15 protein-coding genes and 1 pseudogene are annotated in these 19,632 nt (G+C 42.5%); all 16 read right to left on the bottom strand.

What is annotated here, in order from left to right; all coding sequences use genetic code 11:
• Positions 1–123 precede the first annotated feature (123 nt).
• Positions 124–1,125: an SPFH domain-containing protein gene (locus AA980_RS07250; protein WP_024026888.1), complete on the bottom strand. Its 1,002-nt coding sequence runs from the start codon at positions 1,123–1,125 to the stop codon at positions 124–126.
• Between the two features lie 210 nt (positions 1,126–1,335).
• Complete coding sequence (locus AA980_RS07245) at positions 1,336–2,169, bottom strand: TPM domain-containing protein (RefSeq protein WP_034724044.1); 834 nt, start codon at positions 2,167–2,169, stop codon at positions 1,336–1,338.
• A 38-nt stretch (positions 2,170–2,207) separates the two neighbouring features.
• Complete coding sequence (locus AA980_RS07240) at positions 2,208–3,236, bottom strand: TFIIB-type zinc ribbon-containing protein (protein WP_024028509.1); 1,029 nt, start codon at positions 3,234–3,236, stop codon at positions 2,208–2,210.
• Positions 3,237–3,336: 100 nt separating this feature from the next.
• Positions 3,337–3,732, bottom strand: a pseudogene (locus AA980_RS07235) (PspA/IM30 family protein); the annotation flags it as partial.
• A 159-nt stretch (positions 3,733–3,891) separates the two neighbouring features.
• Positions 3,892–5,148: a GTPase HflX gene (gene hflX, locus AA980_RS07230; RefSeq protein ID WP_024028511.1), complete on the bottom strand. Its 1,257-nt coding sequence runs from the start codon at positions 5,146–5,148 to the stop codon at positions 3,892–3,894.
• Positions 5,149–5,687: 539 nt separating this feature from the next.
• Positions 5,688–6,677, bottom strand: coding sequence for a LacI family DNA-binding transcriptional regulator (locus AA980_RS07220; RefSeq protein WP_024028513.1), 990 nt, complete (start codon positions 6,675–6,677; stop codon positions 5,688–5,690).
• A 2-nt stretch (positions 6,678–6,679) separates the two neighbouring features.
• A complete protein-coding gene (locus tag AA980_RS07215; RefSeq protein WP_024028514.1) occupies positions 6,680–7,738 on the bottom strand; it encodes an aldose epimerase family protein in 1,059 nt (352 codons plus the stop codon).
• 115 nt (positions 7,739–7,853) lie between these two features.
• Positions 7,854–9,332: a UDP-glucose--hexose-1-phosphate uridylyltransferase gene (galT, locus tag AA980_RS07210; RefSeq protein WP_024028515.1), complete on the bottom strand. Its 1,479-nt coding sequence runs from the start codon at positions 9,330–9,332 to the stop codon at positions 7,854–7,856.
• 40 nt (positions 9,333–9,372) lie between these two features.
• Positions 9,373–10,554 carry a galactokinase gene (locus tag AA980_RS07205; RefSeq protein ID WP_024028516.1) on the bottom strand — a complete coding sequence of 394 codons (1,182 nt, stop codon included), beginning with the start codon at positions 10,552–10,554 and terminating at the stop codon, positions 9,373–9,375.
• Between the two features lie 168 nt (positions 10,555–10,722).
• Positions 10,723–12,348 (bottom strand): ATP-binding protein, encoded by a 1,626-nt coding sequence (locus AA980_RS07200; protein WP_034724047.1) that lies wholly within the window; start codon positions 12,346–12,348, stop codon positions 10,723–10,725.
• Positions 12,349–12,535: 187 nt separating this feature from the next.
• Positions 12,536–13,957, bottom strand: coding sequence for a sigma-54 interaction domain-containing protein (locus AA980_RS07195; protein ID WP_024028518.1), 1,422 nt, complete (start codon positions 13,955–13,957; stop codon positions 12,536–12,538).
• Positions 13,958–14,120: 163 nt separating this feature from the next.
• Positions 14,121–14,906 carry a 3-hydroxybutyrate dehydrogenase gene (locus AA980_RS07190; protein ID WP_024028519.1) on the bottom strand — a complete coding sequence of 262 codons (786 nt, stop codon included), beginning with the start codon at positions 14,904–14,906 and terminating at the stop codon, positions 14,121–14,123.
• A gap of 42 nt (positions 14,907–14,948) precedes the next feature.
• Positions 14,949–16,388 (bottom strand): GntP family permease, encoded by a 1,440-nt coding sequence (locus tag AA980_RS07185; RefSeq protein WP_024028520.1) that lies wholly within the window; start codon positions 16,386–16,388, stop codon positions 14,949–14,951.
• Between the two features lie 379 nt (positions 16,389–16,767).
• The gene (locus AA980_RS07180; RefSeq protein ID WP_024028521.1) at positions 16,768–17,952 is read right to left on the bottom strand and encodes an acetyl-CoA C-acetyltransferase; all 1,185 of its coding nucleotides are present in this window, start codon (positions 17,950–17,952) and stop codon (positions 16,768–16,770) included.
• Positions 17,953–18,195: 243 nt separating this feature from the next.
• Positions 18,196–18,846: a 3-oxoacid CoA-transferase subunit B gene (locus AA980_RS07175; RefSeq protein ID WP_024028522.1), complete on the bottom strand. Its 651-nt coding sequence runs from the start codon at positions 18,844–18,846 to the stop codon at positions 18,196–18,198.
• A complete protein-coding gene (atoD, locus tag AA980_RS07170; protein WP_034724051.1) occupies positions 18,843–19,496 on the bottom strand; it encodes an acetate CoA-transferase subunit alpha in 654 nt (217 codons plus the stop codon). The genes AA980_RS07175 and atoD overlap by 4 nt, the downstream gene beginning before the upstream one ends.
• Between the last annotated feature and the right edge of the window lie 136 nt (positions 19,497–19,632).

The raw sequence follows: 19,632 nt of genomic DNA, 5'->3' as shown, positions 1-19,632 counted from the left end.
TTATATTTGTATACCCGTTACTAAAAGCTATTAATCGAATAAAAAAAAGCCCAGAGACAATTCTTATAGAATCATCCCCACGCTTTCTTAATTCTAAGTAACGGGCGCTTGCGCATTCTAAATTTATATGAGCTTTTGCCCACAGTTTGAGCAGAAATTGGCCGCTCCTGTTTTTGTCCCGCAATTCGGGCAAAAGTTTGGTCTTGGTTGGTCTCCTGCATTCGGTTGTGAAGGAGGTGGTGTATTTTGAACTGGTGCAGGCTGATTTTGCGTATGCTGATTCTGATTCATTTGATTCATCATTTGGCCCGCAACATTCATCCCCATCATCATTCCAGCCATATCTGATGCCGTCCCGCCCCCGCTCATTTTTCCAGAGGCCATGCCGTCTGTTAAGGAGATTTGCTGGTACCTGCCAACATCACTTACCATGCCGTGCGAAGCATTTTTAGTAATCATGTCTTGAATCTCTTTTGGATAGCTGAAGCTCATGACATTAAACCCGGTAATGGTGATGCCGCTCTTGATCATTTGCATATCTAAATCCTCTTGAATTCCTTTTGAAATGTCGAAGGAATTTGCCTGCAGATTGAACATATCCTTCCCTTCCCGTGTAATCCATTTCATCAGGAGCTGATCAAGGATGGATGTGATGCGAATTTTGACATCCTCCACTACATATTGATCCTTTACACCGGCAATTTGATCGATTAAGGCAATATAATCATGTACTTTAAAATTAAATGTTCCGTTCGCGCGAATCGGCATGCCGCCTGGGAGTCCCAATGTCGGGATATTAATCGCATTTTGCGTTCCCCATTTCACCACAAACTCTTTCGTATTCACAAACAGCACTTCTACCCTCATACCACTATTGAAGCCAAACTTGAATCCCTTTAAGGTCGATAAGAAGGGAATAATTTGTGACTCGATATCGTACTCGCCGTCATCCCGAAACACCCCTTCGATTTTTCCATTGTTAAAAAAGATTGCATCTTGACCAGGTCGAATAATCAGTTTGCTCCCCTTTTTAATTTCACGATTGCTCCATTTATAAAAAATCATATCATCTCTAAACTCTTGCCATTCCACAACATTTGCAAATTGATTTTTAAAAAAAGACATCGATCAGCTGCTCCCTTCTACTAATATCAGAATTTATATGTTTTCGAATTTGAGAATTGTCTAGCTCCAGCGCCCTAGCGGCTAATGTCCTTCGCTCTCCGCCCTACGATAAGTCAACATCGCATCGCTAACGCTCTTCGTGTTTCCTTTATCTCAGTTGGAGCGCTCCAGGCCATACGCCGCTGACCAGGGCGCTTGCGCTTTTCTTACTTAAAATTTGCCTCTGCTGCCGCTATGCGAGTGACCGCCCCCAGTGATTCCGCCTCCACCGCCGCTATGGGTATTATTAGATGGTTTCCTTTGCCGTGTCACTGTTTGTCTGACAAAATTATCATATTTGTTTAGTACTCTTGATTGATCACTATTCATATAGGTTCCGGCATTTACCGTGACCCTGCCGCCAGAGCGATATGCCATAATCGCTACAACTACACCGGCAACGATGAAGGAGGCAATTAATTGAAACCACCATTGAAAAAATATATTCTCCTGGTCGGCCCCCGAATCATAGCCGTTGTACCCAACCGAACTTCCACCCGGCCCATAGTCCGAATATCCATCCGACCCGCTGCCGTCATTCGGCTCATTGCCCATATATTCATGGGAGGCAGTTATAAATGCCGAAAAGGCTTGAAAGTAGTGACCATCTGATAGATCAGGGGTAATGTTATCACGAATCTGATCCAACCGTCCATCACTCAAATATTGCTCCGCTTTTTTAAAACCTGCCAAATAAATATCCCGTTCTTGCATGTCGATGGCTAGTATCGCTGTATTTCCATGCGGCTGGTCATACCCGGGAGCATTATCATCATAGAAATCCTCCACATATTGAACGATATCCTTTCCATCCGTTCCACTTACCGTGAGAATGATAAAAGCGGTCTCCCTCTCTTTGCCCAGTTCACTTGCGATATTTTGAAGTTCTGCCGCCTCATTATCCGTCAGTAAATGGGCAAAATCATAAATATACTTGTTCCGATCAAAGTTTTCAGCTTTAGCCGGCATTGCCCATGGCAGCAGCAGAAGAAGAACCGCTATCATTAAGAAAAAGATTCCTCGTTTTTGCAGATAAATCCTGCTCACCAAAACCCGCCTCCCATCATATAAGAGACACATTTTAAGGCAAGGAAGGTTCCAGCCGCGATGCCGCTAAACCACATCGCCACTTTAGATGTGCTGATTGGCGGTTTGCCGACTATTTTTCCCGTCTCGCCATTCATCGCAAACGTATAATCAGAATTGTTATAATCATAGCTGACCATCCAAACCGGCAGTAATACATAATCGCTGTTCTTGTTTATCGTATCAATTTGTTTATTCGTATAATTTACTGAATGATAGCCTGTTAAAGTTGAACGAATATAAGAATCAATATAGCCGCTGATTTTATCTTTCGCTCTTGGAAGCAGCTCTTCGTCTGTATAATTGTATTTTTCCGCAATATATCCCGCTAAATATGGGGTTTTAAAATCTTTTAATTGATCATATGGGTATGGTTCTAACCTATCCATTAATTTATCATTCATCTTTTCCGATGCATCAACAGGGATTTTGACATAATCAAGGTTGATATCACGGAAAGCATCAAAATACTTCGTTTCTGTATAAATATAATCTCCCTGTGTGTAGGTTCTGACTTTTGTACATGTGGCATTTACTTGCACCTTACTATTTAAATCAAATAACCAAAATGGAACATACATGCCCGTCAGGCTCTTAATACGGTCTGCATTCATGAAGCCTTTTGGAGTCAGCAGCCCTTTTCTGCACCATTTTTGAAACGCCTTCGTTGCCTCTTCCTTACTGATCATAAATGGAATGACCTTTGCCGGTGCAAGAGTACCCGATAATCTGTCGGCAATGACAACACCCGCTCCGCAGAAACTGCAGTTTGTTGCGGCTGTTTCAGCCTCTGTAATAAGAACAGCCCCACAATTCTCGCAATGGTATTCGTTCGCCTCATCCTCCGAGAATCTTACCGACCTCAATTCTTCCGGATAATTTTCAATATTTTCGTGTCTGCCGCAGCTCAGGCAAGATAATTCCCCTGAATCGGGATCAAAGCTCATATCACTCCCGCAGCTAGGACACTTATAATGAAGAATCATTTTTTATCACCTCTTTTTGGGACATGGGGTCAGGGGACCTTGTCTCTCTTTCTTTCTATTTATCGAATTGGGACAAGTTTCTTACCCTCTCGTCCCCGAGTAGTTGACCGATATCCGCAATCAGTTTGTTGTGCATTTGTTTCATTTTCTGAGCATTTGATGAAGCCAGTTGATACGCTGCTTGCAATTGCGATAATTCTGCCGCCAAAGCTGCTTTCTTTTCGAGAAATCGCCTCGTATCCCCTTCATTACCGGCTTCTAATGCCTTGAGACGATAGCGCTCCATTTTTTCCATATCATCGTGGCACTCATTTAATGCCCTTTTTGCCCTCTGCTCTTCAGCCGCCACTGATGCCGTTTTCGCTTTTATCTTCCCTAAATCGCTGTTAAGTTTTTTTAAATACTGCTTAATCATTTTATCTGGGTCATCAGCCTTATCCAATATTGCGTCGATATTGCTTTCCATAATATCATTAAATCTTGAAATAATACTCATCCTGATTCCCCCCCAATTCTGAAACAAATATAAAAAAGCATCTCTACATATATACTGTTTGATTTTAAAAATAGTTTCACTTTTTTGCTGCCGTATTTCGGACATGGGCACATTGTCCCTCTTTCTATTGAAAAGGGACGAGGTACTGTCCCCTCATCCCTAGATCACATACTGCTGATATTTTTCAAAATCATTTTGATTACATTCCACGGTTAGCTTTGTGCCGTTATCGTCATAGCTCGTTGCAAGCACATTCGCATTCTCGTTAAGGTAGGAAACTAATCGCCCTCCGTCAAAAGGGATCAGCATGTCGCAATGGATTTTATTTTTAAAAACGCGTTCGCCGATCAGCTCGGCTAATTCCTCGATTCCGACTTCTTGTTTCGCCGAAAGATACAGACTTTCGCCCTTCAACTGCGGAATTTCAATATCAACTAAATCCGCTTTATTATAAGCGTAAATCATAGGAACATTTTCAATCCCGATATCTTTTAGCGTTTTATTGGTTACGTCAACTAGTTTTTGATAATTAGGACTGGAAAAATCAACGACAACAATCAATAAATCCGCTGTTGCAGCCTCTTCCAAAGTCGACCGGAAGGCTTTGACGAGATGGTGCGGCAGCTTATCAACAAATCCGACCGTATCAGACAGCAAAAAGGGCTGATGATTGGCCAGTTTTATTTTTCTAACCGATGTATCAAGGGTGGCGAACAACATATCTTTCTCAAACACTTGTTTATTGAAGGATTGATGGGATCTTCTTAGCAGTGCATTCAAAATCGTTGATTTCCCTGCATTCGTATAGCCGACTAAGGAAACTAGCGGCACACCGCTCTTCTTGCGTTGATTGCGTTGTGTTTCCCGCTGCGCGACGAGCGCCTCTAATTCCTTATTCAAGACCACGATTTTTGCTTCGATTTTCCGGCGGTCGAGCTCTAATTTGGTTTCACCGGCACCTCTATTTTTTAGTCCGACACCGCCGCCTTGCCGCCCTAACGATTCGCGCTGGCCAGTAATCCTTGGGAGCATGTACTTTAAGTGTGCCACTTCCACCTGGAGCTGTGCCTCTCTCGTTTTGGCTCTTGACGCAAATATATCCAAAATCAACATCGTCCGGTCGATTACTGTTTTGCCCAGCTCTTGCTCAAGATTGCGAATCTGCGTGGCGGATAACTCGTCATTAAAAATGACTAATTCTGCATCCAGCTCTTCAAGGAATCGGAGCGTTTCTTCAATTTTTCCAGTGCCGATATAATGAGTTTTATTTATCCTGTTTAAATTTTGCGTAACCTCAGCGACTGAATCGATGTGGCAAGCGGCGGCAAGGTTCGCCAATTCCTTCATTGAATAGGAAAAGTCCGCTTGCTGCTTGATATTGACACCTACTAAAAGCGCTTTTCGATTTCCTTTCATGGTTAAATTCCTCCATTCATTTTGAAAAATTAGCCAAAAAAAGCACAGACCTCTGCCTGTGCTAAAGTAAATGGAAAAAACCATCTTGAAAACGCCGATAAGGTATTGACCTTTTCTGGCTTGTTAGTGGGTTTTGTTTGAAAAATAACCTATACAAGTTCTTTATTACGATAGCAAAGAACAAGTAAAGGATGCATTCCTCATATTATTTATTTTAAAGACAGCAAAAAAGAGGGGACATTTTAATGCGGGGTCCCCGCTTTTTCACTTACCGTAAGATAAAGGTTTCCCTAAAAATAGGCAGACCAATCCCATTTACTCTGCACAGCAGGCAGAGATTTGAACGTTATTCAATTAACGGTTCAAAGTTTGGAATCGCAATCTGCAAAAATACACAGGGAAAACCTCCATTTCTCTATAATTACGATAATGATAACATCATATTTTTTGGAAATCAATGGGTTTTAAAAGAAACATCCGAATTACAGACAGAACCTTCAAAATTCCTTTTCCACTAGTTATGAAATGGTTAGTTTGGGTTAAAAGCTGCTATTTCTTATGACGAGTTCGGTGGCGATAAATATTTTCTTGGCTGTCTTTCTGCCTTCGATTCGCTCTATCAGTGTGTCTACGGCGGTTTCGCCCATGAGCTCGGTATACACCTTTACCGTGCTTAACGCGGGAAAGACATATTTGGAGACACTGATATCATTGACACCGATAATATTCACGCGGTCAGGAACAGAAATCCCTTCCTCTAGCAATGCCCTGAGCGCTCCTACAGCAATAGAATCATTCCCAGCAAAAAAAGCAGTCGGCAGGTTATCGCTATGCTCCTCAATTGCCCGTTTCATCAGAGAATACCCGTCATCAACAGAAAAAGTACCATGGTACATAAAGGTTTCGTTCAGCATTCCTTTGTCAGCAAAATAGCGTTTGAATGTCCGTTCTCTTGGATCTTCGATAATAGAGGTATTGTCTTTAAACCCCTCTCTGCCACCGAGATAACCGATGTGCTTATGCCCTTTTTCAATAAAATAATCGAGTACTTTACTCGTCGCCTTTTCAAAATCAATTACAATTGAATCAAACCGGTCTTCATCCGGAGAAGTGTCGACAAAGACAATATTTTCGCTAATCTTAACCAGCTCACCCACCTGCTGACTGCTAAATTTCCCGATGGCAATCAGCCCCCGAATCTCATTCTCCTTTAAAGCCTCATAGTTGTCTTGAAAAAACTTGGCCGTGTCAAGCCCCTGCTGAAGGCAGCGGTTTTCAACCCCTAGCCGGATCGACATGTAATACAAATCTTCGAGCTCTTCCTTTTCGGAATACCATTGCAAAACGGCAATTTTCCCCGACTCCTGCTTTCGTGCCGGTTTCTTTTTATACGATAATTCCTCTGCAGCTTCAAAAATCCTCTTTTTAGTATCATCGCTGACTGAAAGGGTGGTGTCATAATTCAGCACGCGGGATACCGTCGCAATCGAAACGCCTGCCATTTTTGCAATATCTTTAATTGTTGCCATTTCTATTCTCCTAATTTTTCAATGAAAAACTGGTACGTTGTTGTTGAATAGTATAATTCCTCTGGGTTTAAAATGACAGTTGGAAATTCCGGATGATGAATCGCGTCAGGCAGGCCTTGTGTTTCCAAGCAAACACCTAAATAATTTCTTGCCGGAACACCTGAAATAGAGAAGGGGCCCATTAATTGATTCGAGGTATATAGGACCACACATGGCTGATTCGTGGTAACCGCCAGCCCCCTACCGCTTTCCTTATCACGTAAAACGATCGTGTTTTCCCCTTTTTTTGCAAAAACAAGCGGGTGATCATAGCCATTTCCGGCCAGCACATTTTGTGGATGCGTTGAATTCTTCCCGTCCCTTAAGCTTCGCTCCTGATAAAAATCAAATGGGGTGCCTGATGCGTCCATCATTTTACCTGTTGGAATCAAATCAGGCCCCAGCTCCAAAAAGCGATCGCTTTCCAGTTGAAGCTTGTGCTCCAAACAATCTCGTTTCAAATCACCGCTTAAATTAAAATACGAGTGATTCGTCATGTTCAGCAATGTTTTTTGATCGGTTCTGCCTTCAAAGGTCACGCATAGTTCATTTTCATTAGTTAGCAGATAGGTGACACTTGTTGTCAAATTACCCGGATAGCCTTCTTCACCATCAGGGCTAACGTAAAAAAACTTCACACCCACAGCATCGTTTGTCACTAATTTTTCCGTTCTCCAAATCACTGAACTAAAGCCCTTGTTCCCGCCATGTAAGTGATTAGGAGCCTCATTAGCCGCCAGCCTGTATTCTTTTCCATCCAACGTAAATTTAGCACCGTTTATTCTCCCCGCCACACGACCGACAACAGCTCCAAAGTACGGGGACCATTGGAGGTAATCATTAAAGTCTTCGAAACCGAGCACAACATTTTCAAAGTTCCCGTCACGGTCAGGGGCGACGATTTTGGAAATCACACAGCCGTAATTCAGACATGAAACTGTCATACCTGAATCGTTGGCAAGAGTATACTCAATAACGGACTCAGCCTCATACGTGCCGAATAATCTTTCTAGTATTTTCATCAATATTCACTCCTTTATTTCTTTGGGTCATAAATTTTCTTTCTACAGGAGGTGCAATTCAACAAATTCCAAACGAGAATCTACAAACATCAAGCCCCTGCCAAAAAATCCTCCACTATAATGATTCGATAAACCGCCGGAATCCGGCCGCTCCCGCTCGATCCCGTTTAAACACTCCGGCATCCTCTAATACCCTCAAGAACTTCTTCCCAACTTCCTCCCGTACCAGACCCTCTATATTCGATTCACTGGCAACCGCATGGTAGCGGGTTTTTAACTCTTCCGCCCAGCTTACATGATAATCAGCCACTTCAGTAGTTTTACCGAGGATGAAATTCCCGACTTCCTCTAGTTCTTCCTTTAAACGTGCTGGCAGTACAGCCAATCCCATAACTTCAATTAAACCAATGTTTTCCTTCTTTATATGATGCACATCGGCATGTGGATGGAAAATTCCCAGTGGATGCTCCTCACTGGTCCGGTTGTTGCGCAATACTAAGTCTAATTCGAAATAATCTCCTTTTTTGCGGGCAATCGGGGTTATCGTATTGTGCGGAGTCCCTTTAGTCCACGCCAAAACTCCGACCGCTTCATCACTGTAATTTTTCCATTTTGCTAAAATATGAGCCCCTGCTTCCACTAACGAGTCTTTTCGTTCTGAACGCAGACGAATAACCGACATTGGCCATTTGACAATAGAGCACTCGATATTCGGGAACCCCCCCATCGCAAACTCCCAGTCCGAATTTGCCTTCGCCATCGCAAATTCATAGTTGCCGCCTTGATAATGTTCATGCGAAAGAATCGAACCGCCGACAATCGGAATATCGGCATTGGAACCAAGGAAATAATGAGGAAATTGCTCGACAAACGTTAAAAGTCGCGCAAAAGTCACCGGGCTGATTTTCATATCGGTATGCCTTTCAGACAAAACAATACAATGCTCGTTGTAATACACATAAGGTGAAAATTGCAGATACCATTTCTCTTCCAAGAGATTTAACCGAATCATCCGGTGATTTGATCGGGCCGGGTGCCCGATTCTCCCGGCATACCCTTCATTCTCAATACACAGCAGGCATTTCGGATAATTGGTTTTTTCTGCCGCCCGTTCGCGCGCAATACTGACCGGATCCTTTTCCGGCTTCGATAAATTAATCGTGATGTCGATTGCACCGTACTCTGTCTCAGCCTTATACTCGATATTCTTTTTAATCTGCTTCATCTGAATGTAATTGCTATTTTTACTTAATTGATAAAAATAATTCGTCGCCGCTTGCGGATCCTGTTGATATTTTTCAAAAAAAAGCTGATTAACAGTGGACGGGCGCGCGATAAAGCAGTTGATTAGTTTGCTAGAAAAGACTTCTTTTTCATCAAAAAGATTTTCAATTATCCCTTGCGAGCAGGCATACTCAACCATCTGCTCGAGTAAATCAGGAATATCAATTTTCTCACTCATTTCCATTTCGTTAAAATCAGCTAAATGAAGCAGTGATAAAAGCTGATTGCGAGCATAGATTTCATCTTCCCGTTCGATTAATCCTGCAGCAAGCGCTTGATGAACTAATTGCTGGACTAATTGATTAATCATTTTTCGCTTCACCTGCACCGTTTACAACGAGTTCACTCATTTATACCGTCTCCTCGATTTCAATTTCCTTTGCACCGTCGCCAATGCTGGCAACGTAAAAAGCTGCCTCGTAGCCAATTTTAGCAAGATAGGCCGCACCCACATTAGCAATGAAGCTATCGACCGCATCATTTTCAACAATCGCGATGGCACAGCCGCCAAATCCGGCACCTGTCATCCGCGCTCCAATGACACCCGGCTGGTTCCAAGCAGCTTCTACCAAACTATCAAGTTCTAAACCGGTCACTTCATAATCGTCACGTAAAGAAATATGCGATTGGTTCATCAACTGTCCAAACGCTGCTAAATTTCCCGCTTTCAGCTTCTCTAATGCCTGGAGCGTCCTCGCATTTTCATAAACCGCATGCTTCGCCCGTTTGCGTACGGTTTCATTTGTAATCAACGATTGAAATTGAGCAAATTCTTCTTCCGAAAGCTGTCCCAGTGCTTCAATAGGAAGCTTTCGCTGAAGCTGTGCAAGGGCCGCCTCACACTCACTTCTGCGCTCATTGTATTTAGAATCAGCCAGCTCGCGGCGTTTGTTCGTATTCATAATGATGATTTTGTGATTTTCAAGCTGGATCGGCGCATACTCATATTTAAGTGTCTGGCAATCCAGTAAAATTCCGGCATCCTTCATTCCCATCCCAACTGCAAATTGATCCATAATGCCGCTGTTGACGCCGATAAATTCATTCTCGACCTTCTTTCCAAGCTTGATCAACTCAACTCGTGGAATCTCTATCCCAAACAAGCCAGCAACGAGGACTCCCGTTACTAATTCAATTGATGCGGATGAGGAAAGCCCGGCACCATTAGGAATATTCCCGTAGATTGCACACTCAAATCCAGACGGAATCTCGTATCCCGCCTCTAGGATATAGCGGATCATTCCCTTTGGATAATTAGCCCAATTGTCTTCTTTATTATAATCCAGCTGACTAATGTTAAATTCAATGATTCCTTGGTCAGGAAAATTAACGGAGTACAAGCGGATAAGTTTATCCTCACGCTTCCTCGCAACAGCATAGGTCCCGTAGGTTATCGCACAGGGAAAAACATGACCGCCGTTATAATCAGTATGCTCACCAATTAGATTTATCCTCCCAGGGGCAAAAAATGCCTGTCTCGGCAATGCCTGATACAAGTCCAAAAATGTTTTATTAAGAGTTGTGATATTCATAATCTTTCCTCCAACTTTCTATTAGTGAACAATCCTTCTAATAAATACCAATCTTACACTTTATTTTACTCTCTTTAGTAAAATCATTCAATTATTTTACTAAATTTTTTACTAAAATTCATAAAAAAGAACGACCCGTGGATGATCGCTTTTTTTGTTGCATTCTACCTATTTCACCATCGGAAGTTTTATTTCGACTAGTGTTCCTTCTTTTTCTTTGCTTTGGTAGGTGATGCTGCCATGGTGCTGTTTTATTATTTTTTTGCAGATCATTAAACCAAGGCCTGTTCCCTTTTCCTTCAAGGTGTAAAAAGGCTCTCCCAAGCGTGGCAGCAGTTCTTCCGGGATGCCGCAGCCTTGGTCTTGAAAAGAGATTACACAGTTGCCCTCCGCACCTTTTCGCAGCTCAATCGTAATTTCTCCCCCATCGGGCATGGCTTCCATCGCATTTTTTAGGACATTAAGGAATACTTGTTTTAATTGATTCTTCTCACAAGTAATAAAAAAAGCAGCTTCCTCGAACTTTTGGATAAATTGAATATCCTTCATCAAGGCCTCTGGAGAAAGTAATTCGAGCGTTTTCTCGATTAATTCCCGTAAATTCGCCCGGTTAAGCTGGACCGCCTGAGGCTTTCCCAACGAAAGCAACTCGCTTGTGATCGTTTCAATCCGTTCTAGTTCACTTAGGAGCAAGTCGTTATAAACGATCGAACTGTTTTCCGCTTTATAAAGCTGAACGAAACCTTTGATCGTCGTCAGCGGATTCCGAATTTCATGGGCAACCCCTGCCGCTAACTCCCCGACAATCGACAGCTTTTCAGATTGCAACAGAAATCCCTCTGCCTTTTTCCGTTCAGAGATATCCCGGCTAATCATTACAATATACTCGACGGAATTCTGCTCTCCCCGGACTGGCATACAGCGGGATTCAAATTCAATCCACCGTCCATCCTTATGCTTGAAACGGAATTCCATCGATAGCGATTCTTTTTTTTCAAAAAGAGCCTTAATCGTATTTTGAAATATAAAGATATCGTCCGGATGAATGTATTTACATAATTCCACCTTTTCTAGCTCATTGTTTTGGTAGCCCAAAACCTGCTCATGGGATGGTGAAAAGTAACTAATCAACTGATCTTTACCCATTATCTTTATCAAGTCGGAGGTGTTCTCAGCAATCAGCCGGTATTTTGCCTCACTTTCGGCCAAGGATACCTCCATGCGGTCTTTTTCAGTAATGATTCGATGCAGCTTTAAGTAGGATTCAATTAGTAATCCCCCTAGCATTACCCCAAACATTACAAACAGCACGTATTGAAGATGAAAGAGTGGCTTGTCTCGAAAAACATTGAAAGCAAGTGGTACTGTGATTAGGTAGATAACGATGTAAGCTCCATATAAATAGAAACATTTTTTTACTGGGGTGAGACGTTTTGTGAACAAATGAATGATTGAAAAACCAATCATGATGATGGACCAGCCAATAATAGCTGGCATCCAATGACCGCTGGCAAACAATCGTGCGGATAATGCAATGCCTCCGGTAATGAGGCCTGCCATTGGGCCAAAATAAGCAAATATCAGAATGACAATGGCATATCGGATGTCATAGGTATAGCCTTGCTGCTGGAAAGATAACATAACGAGGAAACAGGAGACAATTCCCCCATATATACCGCCCCAAAGCTGGACCCGCTTGAACGGTTTAAGTTTAATAAACGAGCGAATAACTAGTGGCGTACTAACCATTAGCGAAAAAATAGAGAGATTCATAATATAGTCTAAAAGAATCAATGGAATCCCACCCATGGCATAGTTATTTTCATAATATTCCCTCTCATCATATACAAAAAATAGTATAATTTCCATAGGTCATAAACTTTTAATTAGTAATATAGGTTCAAGGCAGGATAGCAAAACGCACTCCGGCGTTTACCATCATTTGTGCTATATTAACCGTTGCGTTTAGCTGCAGTCTTTACTAGTTAATCCCATACAGTTTGCATTTCTCATAGAAACTAGTTTTACCTATTTCTAGCAGTTTAGCCGCTTCCTGCTTATTTCCATTCGTGACATCCAGTGCCTTTAAAAAGGCTTCCTTTTCAACTTTGGCCAGCGCTTCCTTCAATGTAGGAACCGGCAATTGAGGCTTAATCGTAGAAGGTTTAGTATATGTATTCGTTTCATTTACGTAGTTATTCTCCAATTCTTGATCTCGTAAATATAATGGCAGGTGGGCCAAGTCAATAATTCTTCCATCTAATACATTGATGGCCCGCTCCAACACATTCTCAAGTTCGCGAATATTCCCAGGCCATGTATGCTGCATGAGTCTTTTTATAACATCCGAAGAAAGCTCTATTCCTTTACGGTAAAACTTACCTTCTAGTTTTTTCAACAAACTCAGGGAAATTAACGGAATATCCTCTATTCGTTTCCTCAGGGGCGGAATTTCGATTTTGATAACATTTAATCGGTAGTATAAATCCTGGCGGAACTTCCCTTCCTCCACCATCTTTTCTAAATCGCGATGGGTTGCGGCAATGATTCTTACGTCAACATCAATCGATTTTTGTCCGCCAATACGTTGTATTTCTTTTTCCTGCAACACCCTTAATAGTTTACTTTGCATGGCAAGCGGCATGTCGCCGATTTCATCAAGAAAAATAGTTCCATTATTGGCAACTTGGAACTGTCCTTTCTTTCCGCCTTTTTTTGCGCCTGTAAAAGCCCCATCCTCATATCCAAACAGTTCTGATTCTAGTAAATCCTCAGGAATTGATGCACAGTTGATCGCAACAAATGGCAATGATGCGCGCATGCTGTTGTTGTGGATGGCATGGGCAAACAATTCCTTGCCAGTGCCTGATTCACCTATCAATAAAACAGAGGAATTATTGGCAGAAATTCGTTCAGCCAGCTTTTTGGTGGCAAGAAATGTCGTGCTGTTTCCAATTAAATTATTAAAATGGTACTTACTTTTCAAATCTTTTTCCACTTTTGTTTTATAATAGTTTAGTTCTTCTGCTAGATTCTGAATCTTTGTTTTATACATTCGCCATTCCTCAGGATTGCGAAACATGACCGTTCCTAAGGCTCCCACTATTTCACCATCTACGATAAGCGGAAAGCGGTTCGCAACCATTTCACTCCCGTTTATCGGATGAACGGCTGCCAGCTCTTTTTGGCCAGTTTTGACGACGATATGCATACGTGTATTTTCAATCACATCTTGGACGGGGCGGTTGATGGCCTTCTCAACAGTCGTCCCCAAAAACTCACAATAAGCTTCATTTATATAGAGAATAATACCGTCACGATCGACTACAACGATTCGTTCAGCTAAAAGATTAATGATTTGCTCGTGCCAATTATAAGGGATTGCTTCCATTCCTAGGTTCATCTTTTCTCACCCTTTTCACGTCTAGTAAGTTAATTATACCAAAAAAAGGATTGGCTGCTGCCTGCATTTTACAGAATAAAAGAATCCTATTCCAGCAATCGAATAGGATTCTCTTAATTTTCAAAAAGGTGCAGCTATATTAATCTGGATTCTCAGAATGCAATTATTGAACTGTGTAGCCGCCATCTAAAATAACGGCTTGACCTGTGACTCCTCTTGCTTTATCACTTGCTAAAAAGACGGCATAGTCAGCGATTTCTGTTACCGATAAAAGCCTTCTTTGCGGTACGAGCGGGAATAGCACCTCTTCAACCACACGATCTAGGCTGACATTTCTTGTTCTTGCCAAGTCTTTCAGCTGGTTTTGTACAAGTGGGGTATCCACGTAACCTGGACATAAGGCATTTACCGTGATTCCGTGGGCCGCACCTTCTAATGCAGCAACCTTTGTCAAACCGATGACTCCGTGTTTGGCACTATTGTAGGCAGCCTTTCCAGCAAACCCGATCACTCCATTAATCGAAGCCATATTAATTACTCTTCCGAAGCCTTGTTCCTTCATAATTGGAAAAACATTTTTAATCCCGATAAAAGGTGCTGTTAACATGATTTTTACTAGTAATTCAAATTTTTCGGTAGGAAATTCCTCAATTGGCGAAACATACTGCAGTCCTGCATTGTTGACTAAAATATCTAGTCTTCCGAATGTTTTATAAGCTAACTCAAGACTATCCTTGTAGGCTTCCTCATTCGTCACATCACAGGGAGCCGACAGTGCTTCAAACCCTTGCGCGGTTAATTCCGCTGCCACTTGTTCGCTTTTTTCAGCATTTAAATCTGAAATAACCACTTTCGCGCCTTCCTGTGCAAAGGTTTTTGCAATTTCTAAGCCAATCCCACTTGCAGACCCGGTAATAAATGCTACTTTTCCTTCTAATGACTTGTTCATGTGATATTCTCCTTTAGCGACTAACATTTAATCTTGCGGTTATTAAATAATCCCAAACATGGTGTACAGAGCAATAATGAAGAAAACGGCTAATGTTTTAATGATCGTTACAGCGAAAATATCACGGTACGATTGTTTGTGTGTTAATCCTGTAACGGCTAGCAAGGTAATAACAGCTCCATTGTGCGGCAGCGTATCCATCCCGCCTGATGCCATCGCGACGACACGGTGCATTACTTCAGGTGGAATATTCGCCGCAGCAATCGCCTGATTGTATTTATCAGCCATCGCACCTAAGGCAATCCCCATTCCTCCAGAAGCAGATCCTGTAATACCGGCTAGTGAACTCGTAGTAACGGCACCGTTGACAAGTGGATTTGTAAAGGTGCTAGAGATGCCATCACTGATTTTTGCAAATCCCGGAAGAGACGAAATAACGCCGCCAAAACCATATTCTGCCCCTGTATTCATAGTGGCAAGCAGTGCTCCGGCAATACTTAAATTTAATCCTTCTTTAAAGTTATGGGTTACCCGTTTCCAATCATAGGCCAGGGACGTGATAATTCCGACCGCAAGCGCCATTTCAATTGCCCAGATGGCTGCAACAGCTGGCACATCCACTGTATATGCTTTTAAACCAATGGCGGAAAAATCAAAGCCGTTCGGATACCATTTTGGTATGTAGGTAATGAACAGCTTATTTGTAACCCCTACGAGAATCAAAGGCACAAAAGCCAATATCTGTTTTAATACAGTTTGACTTGAAGTTAAATCCGGAACAGGCTCACTCTTTTCATACGATACGGTCTTTTCCAATGCAGCGGCATTTTCTGAACCAAATCCAAAATACCCTTCCCCGGCTTTTTCGGCCTTTTTCCTTCTCGCCTCTAGGTAAAATAAACCAAGACCTAGGACAAATATCGCGCCGATAATCCCCAGTACTGGTGCTGCATAAATATCTGTTTTAAAGAAAGCAATCGGTATAACGTTTTGAATTTGCGGCGTACCAGGAAGTGCATCCATCGTAAATGTAAAGGCCCCAAGTGCGATGGTACCGGGAATAAGCCGTTTCGGGATATTCGCTTCCCTAAACATTTGCGCGGCAAATGGATAAATAGCGAAAACAGCTACAAATAAACTTACGCCGCTATACGTTAAAATCGCGCCCAATAAGACGATGGTCAACATCGCCCGTTTCGCGCCAAGCAGACGAACAATCGTCTTGGCAATAGATTCGGCGATGCCTGACATTTCAACCACTTTCCCAAAAATAGCTCCTAATAAGAAGACTGGGAAATAGGATTTAATAAAGCCAACCATTTTTTCCATGAATACACCGGAAAAGAACGGCAAGACATGGGTTGGTTCAATAAGTAAGACAGCTAAAAGTGCACAGATTGGAGCAAATAAGATAACAGAAAAACCACGGTAGGCGACAAACATTAACAGCCCAAGTGCCAGTAGAATAACAACTAATTGCATGTAAATCCCCCTTATAAAATTTTTATGTAAGTCCTCTCGTAAGGTAAGCGTTTTCAAAAGGAACTTACATTTATACATTTGCAAGTATCATGCCAGAAAGGTTATATTTTGAAAACTATTAATATTCCCTTTATTAAACAAGCATTCTAAGTTTTTAAAGGTAAATAATTTCGTACTAGTGGAGTTGATAATTCCGGAAATCCGGAAATTACTCTCTATCCGATTCCGCAAAAACGGAATTTTTCCGCTTTTACGGAATCGTTTTGACCAGCTACATTAGGAATGAAATCCAATTACTTTTCCCTTTTCGACAATCTAAGCAGGCATTGTCTACAATTATTTTTCCAGTTCGACAATTTAAGCAAGCATCGACATACAATTACTTTTCCATTTCAACAATCGTTGCAATCCCTTGCCCGCCGCCAATACAAAGGGCAGCAAGTCCATATCGGTCATCCCTCCGTTTCATTTCATGCAGCAAGGTGACAAGCACGCGTGCACCGCTGGCCCCAATCGGGTGGCCTAATGCGATAGCACCGCCATTTACATTCAGTTTTTCGTTTGGAATCTGCAGTTCACGGCCGACTGCCATTGACTGCGCAGCAAAGGCTTCGTTTGCCTCAACTAAGTCGATCTCATCCATGGAAAGCCCTGTTTTCTCCAATGCTTTTTTCGTAGCCGGAACAGGACCAATGCCCATAATTTTCGGATCCACTCCTGCTGTTCCATTGCCACGGATGACGGCCATTGGTTTGATGCCTAGTTCAATTGCTTTTTCTCTGCTCATAAGGACTAAGGCGGCAGCACCATCATTGATACCAGAAGCATTTCCGGCGGTAACGGTCCCTTCTTTTTTAAAAGCAGGCTTTAGTTTTGCAAGCTTTTCCACGGTTACGCCTGCACGTGGAAATTCATCGGTATCAAAAACTATCGGTTCACCCTTCCGCTGTGGAATCACCACAGGAACAACCTCATCCTTGAATTTTCCTTCTTCAATTGCCAGTTCAGCCTTTTGCTGGCTCCACGCAGAAAATTCGTCCTGCTCTTCTCGGCTTATGCCATATTGCTCCGCAATGTTTTCCGCTGTAACACCCATATGGTACGAGTTCAACGCACATTGCAGACCATCATGGATCATACTGTCGATGATATTTCCATCACCCATGCGGTACCCTGTCCGGCCATTCATCAAAAGGTATGGTGCTAGACTCATATTTTCCATACCTCCGGCTACAACAATTTCAGCTTCACCAGTTTGGATCGCCTGAGCAGCAAGATGAATGGCCTTCAGTCCCGAGCCGCAAAGTTTATTAATTGCCATGGAAGATACTTCAATGGGTAAGCCCGCTCTAATTGCAGCCTGGCGGGCAGGTCCTTGACCAAGACCAGCCTGAAGCACGTTCCCCATAATCACTTCATCCACTTGTTCACCATTTACTCCCGCACGGTTTAAAGCTTCCTTGATTACAAGGGCACCTAACTCTACGGCAGGAGTATTACTTAAAGCTCCCATGAAACTGCCAATCGCTGTCCGAACAGCACTAACTATAACAACATCACGCATGAAATTTAGCCTCCTATGCTTTTATTCGTGGCCTAATCTATGAAAATGGTACTTTTTTTCTTAAAATATTCCCTTTATTTACGAAGTTTGAACATTAATCAGCGAATTTTGATAGTTTATCAGCGAATCCAGCCTTTTATCAGCGAATTTTATACTTTTATCAGCGAATCTGGAGGTTTTATCAGCGAATCCATTTATTTCGGGTAAAAATATTACTCAGATCCTTGAACATTTATCGTGAAGCTATGCTAATGCTGGATTAACAGTAAACGATGCCTCTGTTTTTTCTTTCACAGTCTCTAGGTCGACACCTTCTTGGAGTTCTTCCAGTACCAATCCTGCTTCTGTCACACGAAAAACGGCTAATTCTGTTACGATCATATCGACAACGCCTTTTCCTGTAAGGGGCAGACGACATTGTTGAAGGATTTTGGACGACCCGTTTTTCGCCATATGTTCCATCGCGACAATAACTTTCTTGGCTCCGGTAACCAAATCCATTGCACCGCCCATACCCGGCACCATTTTTCCAGGAACCATCCAGTTGGCGAGGTTGCCGTTTGCGTCTACTTCTAATCCGCCCAGAACAGTGACATCCACATGCCCGCCGCGGATTAATTCGAACGAAAATAGACTATCAAAAAAGGCACCGCCCGGAAGAATACTTGAAGGCTGTCCACCCGCATTGACCAAATCGGGATCAATCTCCCCTTCTAAAGGCCCAAGGCCGATGTAGCCGTTTTCCGATTGAAGGATAACATTGACATCCTCCGGAAGGAAGTTCGGCACCATTGTTGGCAAACCGATCCCTAAGTTCACTACATCCCCGTCCCTTAATTCCTTCGCAACACGAGCGGCGATGATTTGTTTTGGATTTATTAATGTACTAATCATGATTGATAACCTCCCTGCACAAAAATTTTATCGACGAGGATGCCCGGAGTCATGACCTCATCCGGGTCAATATCCCCGATTTCGACGATTTGCTCTACTTGAACAATGACCGTGTCTGCTGCCAAAGCCATTAATGGGTTAAAGTTCCGAGCGGAGCGGTGATAGATTAAATTTCCGGCTTTGTCTGCTTTATATGCTTTTAGAAGGGCAACTTCAGCACGAAGCGGTTTTTCAAGCAGGTATTCGCGCCCGTCGACAGTGATCTTTTCTTTGCCTTCTTCGACAACAGTTCCAACACCCGTTGGCGTCAATACTCCGCCAAGTCCAGACCCGCCAGCCCGGACACGTTCAGCCAATGTACCTTGGGGAACCAATTCCACTTCCAATTCACCAGCAATCATTTGTCTGCCTGTTTCCGGGTTTGTCCCGATGTGGGAGGCAATTACTTTTTTAACTCGTCTGTTTACAATTAACGGCCCGACACCAGTTTCTATGAAAGCGGTGTCATTTGCGATCAGGGTAATATCCCTCACATTGGCTTCCAGCATCGCAGATACCAGTTCCTGTGGCGTACCAACCCCCATAAAGCCCCCTGCCATAATCGTCATACCATCTGTAAAAAGCGTTGAAACTTCCTCCATTGAAATCATTTTATCCACTTAAAAGCACCTCCTGAAAAAATAAGTGTAGTTAATCGTCCTCACACTTATTTATAATGCAAGATTCGTGCCAATAAATAATTGAAAAAACTCCATGAAAATTAAGTATAATTTTTATACTTGATAT

Origin of the sequence: Neobacillus vireti (assembly GCF_001026695.1) — a bacterium.
Classification (GTDB): domain Bacteria; phylum Bacillota; class Bacilli; order Bacillales; family Cytobacillaceae; genus Neobacillus; species Neobacillus vireti.
This window is presented reverse-complemented; position numbering and strand designations above follow the sequence as displayed.

Bases quoted from the DNA above. Each gene is read 5' to 3' on its own strand.
- AA980_RS07250 (WP_024026888.1), bottom strand. From the start codon at position 1,125: ATGTCTTTTTTTAAAAATCAATTTGCAAATGTTGTGGAATGGCAAGAG.
- AA980_RS07245 (WP_034724044.1), bottom strand. From the start codon at position 2,169: ATGATAGCGGTTCTTCTTCTGCTGCTGCCATGGGCAATGCCGGCTAAA.
- AA980_RS07240 (WP_024028509.1), bottom strand. From the start codon at position 3,236: ATGATTCTTCATTATAAGTGTCCTAGCTGCGGGAGTGATATGAGCTTT.
- hflX (WP_024028511.1), bottom strand. From the start codon at position 5,148: ATGAAAGGAAATCGAAAAGCGCTTTTAGTAGGTGTCAATATCAAGCAG.
- AA980_RS07220 (WP_024028513.1), bottom strand. From the start codon at position 6,677: ATGGCAACAATTAAAGATATTGCAAAAATGGCAGGCGTTTCGATTGCG.
- AA980_RS07215 (WP_024028514.1), bottom strand. From the start codon at position 7,738: ATGAAAATACTAGAAAGATTATTCGGCACGTATGAGGCTGAGTCCGTT.
- galT (WP_024028515.1), bottom strand. From the start codon at position 9,332: ATGATTAATCAATTAGTCCAGCAATTAGTTCATCAAGCGCTTGCTGCA.
- AA980_RS07205 (WP_024028516.1), bottom strand. From the start codon at position 10,554: ATGAATATCACAACTCTTAATAAAACATTTTTGGACTTGTATCAGGCA.
- AA980_RS07195 (WP_024028518.1), bottom strand. From the start codon at position 13,957: ATGAACCTAGGAATGGAAGCAATCCCTTATAATTGGCACGAGCAAATC.
- AA980_RS07190 (WP_024028519.1), bottom strand. From the start codon at position 14,906: ATGAACAAGTCATTAGAAGGAAAAGTAGCATTTATTACCGGGTCTGCA.
- AA980_RS07185 (WP_024028520.1), bottom strand. From the start codon at position 16,388: ATGCAATTAGTTGTTATTCTACTGGCACTTGGGCTGTTAATGTTTGTC.
- AA980_RS07180 (WP_024028521.1), bottom strand. From the start codon at position 17,952: ATGCGTGATGTTGTTATAGTTAGTGCTGTTCGGACAGCGATTGGCAGT.
- AA980_RS07175 (WP_024028522.1), bottom strand. From the start codon at position 18,846: ATGATTAGTACATTAATAAATCCAAAACAAATCATCGCCGCTCGTGTT.
- atoD (WP_034724051.1), bottom strand. From the start codon at position 19,496: ATGATTTCAATGGAGGAAGTTTCAACGCTTTTTACAGATGGTATGACG.